14 protein-coding genes, 1 tRNA gene and 1 pseudogene are annotated in these 13098 nt (G+C 52.5%); 11 read left to right on the top strand and 5 right to left on the bottom strand.

Annotation, left to right across the window (positions count from 1 at the left end; genetic code table 11):
* Positions 1–6: 6 nt before the first annotated feature.
* The 8 genes from dsbC (at position 7) to AACV31_RS16380 (ending at position 7933) form a co-directional block, all read left to right on the top strand.
* Positions 7–726, top strand: a complete 720-nt coding sequence (gene dsbC, locus AACV31_RS16345; protein WP_165155393.1) for a bifunctional protein-disulfide isomerase/oxidoreductase DsbC — start codon at positions 7–9, stop codon at positions 724–726.
* 3 nt (positions 727–729) lie between these two features.
* Entirely contained in the window at positions 730–2463 is a 1734-nt protein-coding gene (recJ, locus tag AACV31_RS16350; protein WP_165155381.1) for a single-stranded-DNA-specific exonuclease RecJ, read from the top strand.
* Between the two features lie 96 nt (positions 2464–2559).
* Positions 2560–3658, top strand: a protein-coding gene (gene prfB, locus AACV31_RS16355) for a peptide chain release factor 2 (RefSeq protein ID WP_105539046.1) whose coding sequence is annotated in 2 segments (ribosomal slippage) — positions 2560–2634 and positions 2636–3658 — 1098 coding nt in all. Because the reading frame shifts where the segments join, the coding sequence is not laid out codon by codon here.
* A gap of 9 nt (positions 3659–3667) precedes the next feature.
* On the top strand, positions 3668–5185 hold the full coding sequence (gene lysS / locus AACV31_RS16360) for a lysine--tRNA ligase (protein WP_015742390.1): 1518 nt from the start codon (positions 3668–3670) through the stop codon (positions 5183–5185).
* 141 nt (positions 5186–5326) lie between these two features.
* Positions 5327–6085: an amidase activator ActS gene (gene actS, locus AACV31_RS16365; RefSeq protein ID WP_105582684.1), complete on the top strand. Its 759-nt coding sequence runs from the start codon at positions 5327–5329 to the stop codon at positions 6083–6085.
* Between the two features lie 109 nt (positions 6086–6194).
* Positions 6195–6268, top strand: a tRNA-Gly gene (locus AACV31_RS16370).
* A gap of 483 nt (positions 6269–6751) precedes the next feature.
* Positions 6752–7102, top strand: coding sequence for a hypothetical protein (locus AACV31_RS16375; RefSeq protein WP_165155379.1), 351 nt, complete (start codon positions 6752–6754; stop codon positions 7100–7102).
* A gap of 60 nt (positions 7103–7162) precedes the next feature.
* Positions 7163–7933, top strand: coding sequence for a DUF3800 domain-containing protein (locus AACV31_RS16380; RefSeq protein WP_165155377.1), 771 nt, complete (start codon positions 7163–7165; stop codon positions 7931–7933).
* 42 nt (positions 7934–7975) lie between these two features.
* On the opposite strand, the gene AACV31_RS16385 is transcribed toward AACV31_RS16380, so the two are convergent.
* On the bottom strand, positions 7976–8167 hold the full coding sequence (locus tag AACV31_RS16385; RefSeq protein ID WP_255491271.1) for a hypothetical protein: 192 nt from the start codon (positions 8165–8167) through the stop codon (positions 7976–7978).
* 184 nt (positions 8168–8351) lie between these two features.
* Positions 8352–8675, bottom strand: coding sequence for a hypothetical protein (locus tag AACV31_RS16390; RefSeq protein WP_255491270.1), 324 nt, complete (start codon positions 8673–8675; stop codon positions 8352–8354).
* Positions 8676–9039: 364 nt separating this feature from the next.
* On the opposite strand from AACV31_RS16390, the gene AACV31_RS16395 reads away from it, so the two are divergent.
* Positions 9040–9606 (top strand): recombinase family protein, encoded by a 567-nt coding sequence (locus AACV31_RS16395; protein ID WP_165155572.1) that lies wholly within the window; start codon positions 9040–9042, stop codon positions 9604–9606.
* A gap of 76 nt (positions 9607–9682) precedes the next feature.
* Here the strand turns inward: AACV31_RS16395 and AACV31_RS16400 are convergent.
* Positions 9683–10171, bottom strand: a pseudogene (locus tag AACV31_RS16400) (hypothetical protein); the annotation flags it as partial.
* Positions 10172–10287: 116 nt separating this feature from the next.
* Here AACV31_RS16400 and AACV31_RS16405 point away from each other — a divergent pair.
* Positions 10288–10752: a helix-turn-helix domain-containing protein gene (locus AACV31_RS16405; RefSeq protein WP_165155375.1), complete on the top strand. Its 465-nt coding sequence runs from the start codon at positions 10288–10290 to the stop codon at positions 10750–10752.
* A 71-nt stretch (positions 10753–10823) separates the two neighbouring features.
* Positions 10824–11783 carry a DUF6998 domain-containing protein gene (locus tag AACV31_RS16410; protein ID WP_255491269.1) on the top strand — a complete coding sequence of 320 codons (960 nt, stop codon included), beginning with the start codon at positions 10824–10826 and terminating at the stop codon, positions 11781–11783.
* A gap of 267 nt (positions 11784–12050) precedes the next feature.
* On the opposite strand, the gene AACV31_RS16415 is transcribed toward AACV31_RS16410, so the two are convergent.
* On the bottom strand, positions 12051–12467 hold the full coding sequence (locus AACV31_RS16415; protein ID WP_105539053.1) for a hypothetical protein: 417 nt from the start codon (positions 12465–12467) through the stop codon (positions 12051–12053).
* Between the two features lie 274 nt (positions 12468–12741).
* Positions 12742–13071 (bottom strand): NIPSNAP family protein, encoded by a 330-nt coding sequence (locus AACV31_RS16420; RefSeq protein ID WP_165155568.1) that lies wholly within the window; start codon positions 13069–13071, stop codon positions 12742–12744.
* Positions 13072–13098 lie beyond the last annotated feature (27 nt).

Consider the following 13098-nt stretch of genomic DNA (forward strand, 5'->3'; position numbering starts at 1 on the left):
CACGTTATGAAAAAAACTATTGCGCTGCTCTCCGTTACGCTGGCGGCTTTCTCAGGATTTGCCCAGGCGGATGACGCGGCTATCAAGCAGTCGCTGACCAAATTGGGTGTGGCGAATGCCGAAATTCAGCCCTCTCCGCTGGCAGGCATGAAAACCGTGCTGACCGAAAGCGGCGTAATTTATGTCACCGAGGATGGCAAACATATCATCCAGGGCCCGCTGTATGACGTCAGCGGCGGCCAGCCGGTCAACGTGACCAATCAGATGCTGATGACCAAACTCAACGCGCTCGAAAAAGAGATGATCGTCTATAAAGCGCCGCAGGAAAAACATGTCATCACCGTCTTTACCGATATCACCTGCGGCTACTGCCATAAGCTGCATGAAGAGATGAAAGACTATAACGCGCTGGGTATTACCGTGCGCTATCTGGCCTTCCCGCGTCAGGGGCCGCGCAGCGAGCCTGCGAAAGATATGCAGGCTATCTGGTGCGCGAAAGACCGCAATAAAGCCTTCGATAACGCGATGGGCGGCGGCAAAGTCGCGGCGGCAAGCTGTGATGTCGACACCGCGAAACATTACGAGCTCGGCGTGCAGTTTGGCGTACAAGGTACGCCAGCGATTGTGCTGAGCAACGGCGCGATGGTGCCGGGTTATCAGGGGCCCAAAGAGATGAAGGCGTTCCTGGATGAGCATCAAAAACAGCTTCAGGCGGGCGGAAAGTAACGGGTGAGCAAACAGACACAACTTCGCAGGCGCTCTCCGGATGATTCCATTACGTTGCCGGATACCTTACCGCCGCTGCTCCGCAGGCTCTATGCCAGCCGCGGCGTGCGCGGCGCGCAGGAGCTTGAGCGCAGCGTAAAAGGCCTGCTGCCCTGGCAGCAGCTCTGCGGTATTGATGACGCGGTGGCGATGCTGCACGACGCGTTGCGCGAAGGGCTGCGCATTATCGTGGTCGGCGATTTCGATGCTGACGGCGCTACCAGCACCGCGCTGAGCGTGCTGGCGCTTCGCGCGCTGGGCGGCAGCAACGTAGCGTATCTGGTGCCTAACCGGTTTGATGATGGCTATGGCCTTAGCCCGGAAGTGGTCGATCAGGCCCACGCGCGCGGCGCGCAGATGATCCTGACCGTCGATAACGGCATCTCCTCCCACGCGGGCGTGACGCGCGCGCATGAGCTGGGCATTCCGGTGCTCGTTACCGATCACCATTTACCCGGCGATACGCTCCCGGCTGCTGGCGCTATCATCAACCCGAATCTCGCGGAGTGTACGTTTCCATCGAAGTCGCTCGCAGGCGTCGGCGTCGCGTTTTATCTGATGCTGGCGCTGCGCGCGCATTTGCGAAGCGTCGGCTGGTTTACTGAAAAGGGTATTCCGGAGCCGAATCTCGCGGAGTTTCTCGATCTGGTGTCGCTCGGCACCGTCGCAGACGTGGTGCCGCTGGATGCCAATAACCGCATTCTTATCTGGCAGGGGCTGAGCCGCATCCGGGCCGGGAAATGCCGTCCAGGCATTCGCGCGCTGCTTGAGATAGCCAACCGCGAGGCGCACCGCCTGACGGCAAGCGATCTCGGCTTCGCGCTGGGGCCGCGGCTTAATGCGGCAGGCAGGCTGGATGATATGTCTGTCGGCGTCGCGCTGCTGCTGTGCGACAACATCGGCGAAGCGCGCATGCTGGCAAACGAGCTGGACGCGCTGAACCAGACCCGCAAAGAGATTGAGCAGGGGATGCAGGCGGAAGCCTTAACGCTCTGCCAGCAGCTTGAGCGCAGCGGCGAAACGCTGCCGAGCGGCGTTGCGATTTTCCATCCCGAATGGCATCAGGGCGTGGTCGGCATTCTCGCCTCGCGCATCAAAGAGCGTTTTCATCGCCCGGTTATCGCGTTCGCGCCTGCAGGCGAGGGGATACTCAAAGGCTCGGGGCGTTCGGTACAAGGCCTGCATATGCGCGACGCGCTGGAGCGTCTCGACACGCTCTATCCTGGCATGATGCTTAAGTTCGGCGGTCATGCGATGGCGGCGGGGCTCTCCCTTGAAGAGGCGCGCTTCCCGGAGTTTCAGGCGCGCTTCGCGGAGCTTGTTAACGACTGGTTAGATCCGGCGATGCTGCAGGGCGAAATCTGGTCTGACGGCGCGCTTGCGCCGCAGGAGATGACGCTGGAAGTGGCGGAGATGCTGCGCGACGCGGGCCCGTGGGGGCAGATGTTCCCGGAGCCGCTGTTTGACGGGCGTTTTCGCATTCTGCAACAGCGGCTGGTCGGCGAGCGTCACCTCAAGCTGATGCTGGAACCGGTCGGCGGCGGGCCGCTACTTGACGGCATCGCGTTTAACGTCGATACCACCTGCTGGCCCGACCCTGGCGTGCGCGAAGTGGAGCTTGCCTATAAGCTTGATGTGAATGAGTTTCGTGGCAACCGCAGCCTGCAATTAATTATCGACCATCTCTGGCCCGTTTAGCGCCAGGATAAACTATAAAAGGCGGCGTAAATCCGGTAAACTTTCCGTTTTACGACCGCATTTTGCCCATCTTCATCACTAAAAGATTCTACAGCCATGTTTGAAATTAACCCGGTAAAGAACCGCATTCAGGACCTCACGGAGCGCTCAGACGTTCTTAGGGGGTATCTTTGACTACGATGCTAAGAAAGAGCGTCTTGAAGAAGTAAACGCCGAGCTGGAACAGCCGGACGTCTGGAACGAGCCCGAACGCGCGCAGGCGCTGGGTAAAGAGCGTTCATCCCTTGAAGCTATCGTCGAGACGCTGGATCAAATGTCTCAGGGGCTTGATGACGTAGCGGGCCTGCTTGAACTTGCCGTTGAAGCGGACGATGAAGAAACCTTCAATGAAGCAGTGGTCGAACTGGACCAGCTTGAAGCCAAACTCGCGCAGCTTGAATTCCGCCGCATGTTCTCCGGCGAATATGACAGCGCCGACTGCTACCTGGACATCCAGGCGGGCTCAGGCGGCACCGAAGCGCAGGACTGGGCCAGCATGCTGCTGCGTATGTATTTGCGCTGGGCCGAAGCGCGCGGCTTTAAGACAGAAATCATTGAAGAGTCCGAAGGCGAAGTGGCTGGCCTGAAATCCGCCACCATTAAAATCTCCGGCGATTACGCGTTTGGCTGGCTGCGCACGGAAACCGGCGTACACCGTCTGGTGCGTAAGAGCCCGTTCGACTCCGGCGGCCGTCGCCACACCTCTTTCAGCTCCGCGTTTGTCTACCCGGAAGTGGAAGACGATATCGATATCGAAATCAACCCGGCGGACCTGCGTATCGACGTGTACCGCGCGTCAGGTGCGGGTGGTCAGCACGTTAACCGTACGGAATCCGCGGTGCGTATTACCCACATTCCGACCGGTACGGTCACGCAGTGCCAGAACGACCGTTCTCAGCATAAAAACAAAGACCAGGCCATGAAGCAGATGAAGGCGAAGCTGTACGAGCTGGAAATGCAGAAGAAAAATGCTGAGAAGCAGGCGCTGGAAGATAACAAGTCCGACATCGGCTGGGGCAGCCAGATCCGCTCCTACGTGCTGGACGATTCTCGTATCAAAGATCTGCGCACCGGCGTTGAAACCCGCAACACACAGGCGGTGTTGGACGGCGATCTGGATAAATTCATCGAAGCAAGTCTGAAAGCAGGGTTATGAGGAACCAACATGTCTGAACAACAAGCACAAGGCGCAGAAGCGGCGGTCGATCTTAATAACGAACTGAAAACGCGTCGCGAGAAGCTGGCTGCGCTTCGCGAACACGGCGTCGCGTTTCCGAACGATTTTCGTCGCGACCATACCTCAGACCAACTGCACGCTGACTTTGATGGTAAAGAAAACGAAGAGCTGGAAGCACTGAACATCGAGGTCTGCGTGGCAGGCCGTATGATGACCCGTCGTATTATGGGTAAAGCGTCTTTCGTTACGCTGCAGGATGTCGGCGGCCGTATTCAACTCTACGTGGCGCGCGACGATCTGCCGGAAGGCGTCTACAACGAACAGTTCAAAAAATGGGATCTCGGCGATATCCTGGGTGCCCGCGGTAAACTGTTTAAAACCAAAACCGGCGAGCTTTCCATTCACTGCACCGAGCTGCGTCTGCTGACCAAAGCGCTGCGCCCGCTGCCGGATAAATTCCACGGCCTGCAGGATCAGGAAGCGCGTTACCGCCAGCGCTACCTCGATCTCATCGCTAACGATGAATCCCGCAAGACCTTTAAAGCGCGCTCGCAGATCCTGGCAGGTATCCGTCAGTTCATGGTCGGCCGCGGCTTTATGGAAGTTGAAACGCCGATGATGCAGGTGATCCCGGGCGGCGCGTCCGCGCGTCCGTTCGTGACGCACCACAACGCGCTGGATCTCGATATGTACCTGCGTATCGCGCCGGAGCTGTACCTCAAGCGTCTGGTGGTGGGCGGTTTCGAGCGCGTGTTTGAGATCAACCGTAACTTCCGTAACGAAGGCATCTCTGTACGTCATAACCCTGAGTTCACCATGATGGAACTCTATATGGCGTATGCAGATTACAAAGATCTGATCGAGCTGACGGAATCTCTGTTCCGCACCCTGGCGCAGGAAGTGCTCGGCACCACGCAGGTGCCTTACGGCGAAGAGACGTTTGATTTCGGCAAGCCGTTTGAAAAACTGACCATGCGCGAAGCCATCAAAAAATATCGCCCGGAAACCGATATGGCGGATCTGGATGATTTCGAGAAGGCAAAAGGCATTGCGCAGGCTGTCGGCATTAAAATCGAGAAAAGCTGGGGCCTGGGCCGCGTTGTGACCGAGATCTTCGAAGAAGTGGCCGAAGCGCACCTGATTCAGCCGACCTTCATCACCGAATACCCGGCAGAAGTTTCTCCGCTGGCGCGCCGCAATGATGAAAACCCGGAAATCACCGACCGCTTTGAATTCTTCATCGGCGGCCGCGAAATCGGCAACGGCTTTAGCGAGCTGAACGACGCTGAAGATCAGGCGCAGCGCTTCCAGGATCAGGTTGCCGCGAAAGATGCAGGCGACGACGAAGCGATGTTCTACGACGAAGACTACGTGACCGCGCTGGAACACGGCCTGCCGCCGACCGCGGGCCTCGGCATCGGGATCGATCGTATGGTCATGCTGTTTACCAACAGCCACACCATCCGCGACGTGATCCTCTTCCCGGCCATGCGTCCGGTAAAATAAGCCGTCTGGCGTAACCGTTAAAGCCGCGCTCTCCATCAGGGGGCGCGGCTTTTCTTTTGTGGATACGGGTTTGGGTCATCCTTAGGGAGCTGTTAAGATAAGCGCCGTTATTTCGAGGTGTCACTGAATTAAGGAGCCGTTTTGAACACGGACTGGCCGCCCGCCCGCACGATATTTAACACGCTGTGTTTATTGTTCTGCCTGTTTCTGACCGCCTGTTCCAGCAATAAGGCGGGCGTTTCGGACGCGACAAAAGGCGGCTACAGCGGCTCTGTCTATACGGTGAAACGTGGCGACACCCTCTATCGCATTTCCCGCATTACCGGTACCAGCGTCAGCGACCTGGCGCGCCTGAACGGTATCTCTGCGCCTTATACGATTGAGGTCGGGCAGCGGCTGCGCGTCAGCAGTACTTCCGGCTCATCCTCCTCGCGTAAAACCGCCTCCCGACAGACAACGCCTGCGCGCAAAACCGCTTCGCTACCGAAAGTGGACGCGCCGCCCCCGGGCCAACGCTGCTGGCGCTGGCCGGCCAGCGGTAAAGTGGTGATGGGGTATTCAACGGCCGACGGCGGCAATAAAGGGATTGATATCGCCGGGAGCCGTGGTCAGCCGATTTACGCCTCAGCGGCGGGCAGGGTGGTTTATGTCGGTAACCAGCTGCGCGGTTACGGGAATCTCATCATGATTAAACATAATGAAGAGTACATTACCGCTTACGCGCACAACGACACGATGCTGGTGAACAACGGCCAGCAGGTGAAGGCGGGGCAGAAAATCGCGACGATGGGCAGCACCGGCTCCGATTCCGTCGGTCTGCACTTCCAGTTGCGCTACCGTGCGACCGCTATCGATCCGCTGCGTTACCTGCCGCCGCAGGGCAAATCGCCTTCCTGTTAATGTTATGCCGCCCGCCGATGCGCGGGCGGTTGCTTATAAATCCGTCAGTTAACGAGCCAGGGGCTTGCCAGCAATGGGTTAAGGCCTATAATGCTTAACGCACCTCATCGCGGGCGTAGTTCAATGGTAGAACGAGAGCTTCCCAAGCTCTATACGAGGGTTCGATTCCCTTCGCCCGCTCCAGTCCTTTAAAAGCCTTAAAACTCAATGAGTTATCCCTAAGTTAACGTGACCAAAGTACCGCTATCTACTCTGAAAGTTGCCGCGATTTGTTGAACGGTGAGCAGGGCGTTCAGCAAAGCGCTGGCGATAGTTTCAACGTTCGCACCGCGATAGCTCGACATGAACAGAAAGCCGTGCACCCGGCATGATTCCCTGAAACTTACAGCGAGGCGTATTTTGCTCGATGCTCCCTTATGCCATACGTTGAGATGACGTTGCAGGGAATAAATAGGTTTATGCTGATTTCGTACCTGCAAACGAGATGCCAGCTCTCTCTCCGTCTGGCTCACGATTCCTTAGCGATACACGAGCGCCCTGATAAATCCTGCTGTAATGACATAACCCTGACGATGTCGCGCTGCTCCGGTTTATGCTGTATCACCAACCGGGCATTAGGCATTCCTGTGCCGAAAGCAAGGCACCCTGCGTCTTGAGGAAATAAATATGATGAACCTGAGTGAAGATTATGAGCTGATGAAAACCCGGCTATTGCTGATTCGGTACTACACAGCGTACGTGGATACGATAATTGCTACAGGTGAGTTCGGTGACATCCTCTCGGAGGATAGAGAAGAACGTTGGAAAGCTGGACGGGCGAGGGCTAACTTGCTTGTTCGGCATGTGGATGAAGTCATGGGGATGGAGCTTGGCTGGCTGTACGAAACGCTTGAGGGCGTGTGGAAGGATGGTGAACGGTACGGCTTGAGCACATATGAGACAGATGAAGCGTTTGAGCTGTGGAAACTGCTCAGGGATAAGCTTCCAGAAGGGTACGTGCCAGCGTATCTAAAGTAGCGTTGCCTGCCGCTTGGGTTGGGCATAAAATATCCATTAAATTAATAGTGGGTATTTTGCATGGAATATGTGGCCTTTGGTGATGAGAGTGGTACGACAGGGAGTGACCGTTGTTACGGCATTGGTTTGCTGTGTGTGCGTAAAGACACGCTGCATATTTTCAATGAGCGAGTCCAGAAGCTGAAAGACAAGTACGGCATTGTCGGTGAGTTGAAGTGGTCGAAGATTAAGAACAGTGCGGGGCAGGCAAACATCTGTATTGAGTTGCTGGCAATGGTGCTCAAGAACTCATGCTGCTTTCACGCGATTATCGTTGTGAAGAATATGTACAACAACTGGCAGACGGACAGGGAGCTGGCTTTCTACCAAACGTACACAATGCTCGTTAAGAACGTTGCTAAGCAGATTAAGAGTGACGTTGAAGTCATCATTGACCAGAAGATTGATAAGTACAAAAAGAATGATGAGGTGACGGGCATTATTGCTAACCATATGCTGGCTAGGGCAGGGATGAAGAAGCTGGTTAAGTCTGTGACGATGCACGACTCTAAGCACCATCTGGGATTGCAGGTTGTGGACATCCTGACTGGGGCAGTGAACTCCGGGTACTTGAAGTACTTGAATCCAAGGATAGAACTGTCAGTGGCTAAAGAGCTTGCTTTTGAGCGGATGGCTGCCCTGCTTGGTTGGGATGTGTTTCATTACGATACGTTCCCGAATAAGGATTTCAATATTTGGCACTTCCCGCAAGAGATGCGAGCTATGCCGGGTTCCAAGAGCATTCGTCCAGATTATAGCGTCCCACTAGTTAAGAGAGATGAGCTGGCCTGACTAGCTCTACCTTGCCGGTAGCAACCATACAATGTCATTGCATTAGTTGTCTTCTTTGCTTTTCTTCCTTTCTTCACATTCCTTTACAGTGTTCTGATACCACCCTTCTTGTGCTCGTTCTTTTTCTGCTCTGTCATTTGAATTATAGTTGTCTGTTTTCATTTTTTTGGCCCCTTGGGAAATTGGCCTCCAGTCTTCTCTAATCTTTTTGACCTGCTCGGCTATCTGTGTCATTGGACTCCTTGCTCCTAAGTAACTAACCCCCTCGAAAGAAGCCATATCATAAGAATACTCATTCCGCTCTCTTTCAGTTGAGCCCGGCTGTTTCGACCAACTAATACTGACGGAATAAACTTGATCTTTAATCTGTTCATACTTGCAAAGACTGCTGTTGAGGGAATGACCGTTTTTCAATATGCTAACCATTACTAAATGGTATACCTCTATTTTTTCTATGTTCTGCATTTACTAATGGGGGATTAAATTCGACTTCAATATCATAAGCTGGGGCATTTCCGGTATTAGCAATGTTGATATCAAAATAAAAAGCAGCCCAAGAATTTGGTTCAAGAGTCACAACAACATGAGGTTGAACTGATCCGTCAACCATCTTTTTTGTCTCGTCTGCTAATAGCCTTGTTAATCTCCACAAGAAAAACGTAGCAACTGCTATTAGCAATGCTGCAAAAGCGGAGATAAGTGTGCTTATTGTGTTTATATGCTCTGCAATTAACTTGACCATGAGTTGTCCTTGATGTGGCGTGCTAATTGTTTTCAAGAATAAAATAGCGCCCTGTTTGAAAAATTGCACGCTTATGGTTGCCCCTCCCTTAACTGTATAGCTCGCCAGCGCCCCCGTGCGTATGTGCGTGCCCGCGCGTCAGGGGTCGCTGAGAAAACCCTAAGATTTTGCTCATCCGAGACAACCGTTGCAGGCGCGTGTTGCCGGGGGCACACTGCCAGTGTTTGATGGGGTCATTAATCGTTCGTTTTCCGGCACCTTTCAATCGCACGCTTCCACTCTGTTGAAAATTAGCCTTGGTTTCCTGGCAGGCCATCCTATTTTCATCACCGTTTTTTGACAGGGGCCGGATGAGGAGATGACTATAGCGACTTTTGGCTACGGACGTGTTTTGACATCGCAGCAGGATACTGAGAACCAGCGTTTGGAACTTGAACAAGCTGGATGGATGTTTGACTTTTGGTTTACTGATGTAGCCAGCGGGGAGGTTCCTGGGGTACAACGCAAAGCGTTTTCTGAAATGCTCAGCAAAATCCGCGATGGTAAAACGTTGGTGGTAGTGAAGCCTGTTCGTCTTGGACGTGACGCGATTGACGTTCTTCAGACGGTAAGGGCGCTGGCTGACCGTAATATCAAGGTCATTGTCCAGCAGCTTGGAACGACTGATCTCACCTCCGCAGCGGGTAAGCTTCTATTGTCGATGCTGGCAGTGGTTGCTGAGATGGAGCGCGATCTTTTGATTGAACGCACTCAGGCAAGGCTGTCACGAGCACAAGCTGAAGGCAAGAAGTTGGGAAGACTGTCTAAAATCGCGCCACAAGCCCGTAGGGCGATCATCGAGAAAAAGAATAGCGGAACCAGTATCAGTGCGTTAGTGCGTGAATATGGCGTTTCCAGAGCGACTATATCAGCGATTGCTGAGTCTGCATAAATGCATCACTAGCTTGTTGAAATGGTAAGCCGGTAGCTGCACTTGCTCACCGGCTGCATTCTACGAGTTGCTATTCGAGAGAAAGTTCCAGCACCTTATCACCTGTAATGGCATGTTGCGCCCACGCTGAATTGTTGGCGATAAACTTTTTGGAGCCGGTGGCAATACCGTATTCGATACGAATGCCATTATCGTGATAGTTACCGTCAGCATCTTTAGTCGCTAGCTTTAGAGATATGCGGCAACCGGGGAGCGTTCTGTGTTCTTGCACCGAAGTAATAACGGTGTCCGTATCGCAATCAGCAAAGCTGTATTCGGGGTTAACGTAGGTGCTAGTTTTGATAAGCAGGCCGGTAAGGCCATTTTTATAGCCTTTTGCCGGCAGCGTTTTGAAGGCGATGCGATCACCTTTTTTGATCGCTTCCCGGAAGTGATCCATACCGATGCGCGTCGCCAGTTGATCGATGCTTTCCGCTGCATAAGATGCAGATGACACAGCGATTAACATAATGATAAGCACATACTTGGCTGAAAAACCGGGCTTACTAAGCCGTGTTTTTGACATGTTGTTATCCCTCAGAATCCACCCCAGCGGTGTCAGTTATCGCATCATAGACTATTGGTTTAAAATGTCACTATTGGAGCGTGGCTCTTTAGTGGACATCTGCGCAAATTCAGTGCATGAAAAAGTCCCTAAGAATACAGTTTGGCGAGCGGGTAAAAGAACTACGCATTGCCACCGGAATGAGCCAGGAAGCGTTTGCCGATCGGTGTGGGTTTGCTCGTAGCTATATGAGCCGCATTGAACGCGGTGGCTCTAATGCGTCTTTGGATGCGATTGAGGTGCTGGCTAATGCTCTGAGCGTTGAACCTTGGCGGTTGTTAGCGTCTGATTCTTCCGAAGATAACGACCCGGAACTGTTGGTTCCATACGCGGCCGATGGCTCGTGTTTTCATCCCGGTCTGGCTAGCTCGCGAGATGGTTCATTTGCAGTAGGTGAGAAAGTAGCGCAAAAGCGTTTTGGCACGTTTTCTGAGGCTCTTGAGTATCTCCGTAGTATGGAGACAGCAAAATGGCGTAGGCCCAATGCCAGTGGCAACTGGGGCATTGTTTCGGCAGTGCGGTGGGACAAACTGAGAAAGTGACGTAAGTGTAAGTTTATAAATTCTGGATGCTGATTAATGAACAGTATTCTTTGGCAGAAGGTGAGACACCTATGCATCAGTCTTACGCTTTATATCAAAATCCAGGTTCGTTACATAGGCGTTACAGTGGCGTTTCACTTCAGCAATGGAGAGTGCTTTTGAAAAATAACCCTTTAACATCAGATGGTTTACTAACTTCGTTAAGCGATCTCGAATTACTGTCGCTTCATTCCGAAATTTTAACGCAGTTGCGTTTTAGAGGTGTCATTCGCACTAAGAATAATCCTGTTGGTGACTATGCTGAATGGCTGGTTTCTAAAGCACTGGGGATGACTCTTCTCCGTAATTCGTCGGCGGGCGTTGATGCCATTGATGCTGATGGCATGAAAGTGCAGATCAAAGCGAGGAGAGTTACGCCGGATAATCCTTCCCGGCAGCTTAGTGCCTTGCGTAACTATGAGGCAGCCGATTTTGATTATTTAATCGCGGTTATTTTCGATGAAACTTACAATGTTCTTGATGCTTACAAAATCCCACATGAAGTAATACGAGATTATGCACGGCATAGTGACTACGTTAATGCACACATCATTAACCTCAAGGGCGCGATTCTTGCTGATCCTCGTGTTACTTCTATCAAAGAAAACTTGACTGCCAGGAGCTCAGCTTCAGTCAATGAAGCGGCTATACAAACACTTCCGCCTGAACCTATGGAAGAGGTTTTGAATGAACCAGAGAAGATAACGAGTAGTGTTACCTTGGTCAGCCTCCTCAAGGCTATCGGAATGGAGTGTTTCGTAAACTACTACCATCATTTTTCCGATTCAAATTTATCAAGCGCTGATATCATTGAGCAAATGCACTCATGCGAGGGATATACAGAGAAAAGCTGTCAGACCCGTCTTAGTAAAGCGCGAAAAGTGATCAGGGATGGTTTAAGTATTGAAGCGCTGACGTTGATCGCTGACTCAGGGCGAATACAAGATTCTGTCAAAAAAGACGCGCTTAAACTTATCAGCGATCTTAAGTAGCACATGTTGTAGTTTCTCCTACAAAACCCTACTGCAATTCCTCAACATTTCCTCAATAAATACATATATTTACTATATGCTTGGGGCGGAGTTATTTCCCTTCGCCCGCTCCAGAATCTCTTTTCTTTCCTCTTGCCTGATAACCCACGCTACGTTTATGCAATGACGTTGTATAGCGCATGAGTTCGCCATCGCTGCGGCTTGATTAACCTCACGGCACCAGCAGACAGGCGGCCATCGCCTGTCAGCGCTGATGCCCAATAGCGATTAATTATTTATGGTGTCCTGGCTGTCGAAGATATTCGCACGGCTACTGGAAGAGCGGCCGTCGCTGTATTGCGTGTCCTGACCGTCGAAAATATTGGCGCGGCTGCTGGAAGAGCTACCGTCGCTGTACTGCGTTTCCTGACCATCAAAAATATTGGCGCGGCTGCTGGAAGAACTGCCATCACTGTTTCGGGTATCCTCTCCGCCGAAAATATTGGGACGACTGCTTGAGCTTCTGCCGTCGCTATATTTGGTGTTCTGCCCGCCGAAAATGTTGGCTCTGCTGCTTGATGTGGTTCCATTGTCATAGCGGCAATCCTCTCCGCCAAAAATATTGGCCCTGCAGTTGTCTGCCATCGCGTTATTCAGCGAGCCAGCAAATAGAAAAAAACCTACAAGCAATGTCCTGGTGTTCATAACGTTTCTCTGGGATGTGAGGATGATACGCCAGCCATTCTAATGCCGGATAATTAACGGCGGCATAAGACTAATGCTGAATAATTAACGGCGCCATCAGGAGTCCAGAGCCCTACGAATCACGCCAGATGTATCAACTTTTTTAATCTTACTCTCCTGCGTTTTTACGCGTCCGCTGAATAAATCAAGGGCGTGTTTCTGGCTGCGCGCCGAAGCGTTCTAACGTTGCCGACATTTGCTTCCTCGACATGTGACGCAGAGCCTGCAACGCCAGCTACACGTTACGGAGTCCTTCGATACTTGCGGCGGGCAATGTCATTAGCGTTCTGTGGCTGGTTTCAATGCTATTCACAATCGCTTCTCGCGGCCCATAGCGCCACGCATCGCTGGCATAAAAGGCTTCCAGCGCCGCCGCCATGTTTTCCTGATCGGAAAAGGCGCGAATCAGACAGTAACAGTCCGGGTCATGCAATGAATGACCAGACCTCACGACATCGATGCCGTGGCGCTGATGGAGAGGAATGCTACTATCCTGCATGATGGAGTGAAAAGCGCGACCAGTGCCTTTGCGTAAGGTGTATTGCAGTATCTCGACGGTTTTCAGGGAACATCTCCTTTAATAGTTTTAGGG

The sequence above is a fragment of the Cronobacter sp. EKM101R genome (genome assembly GCF_963888145.1).
GTDB classification, from domain to species: domain Bacteria; phylum Pseudomonadota; class Gammaproteobacteria; order Enterobacterales; family Enterobacteriaceae; genus Cronobacter; species Cronobacter turicensis.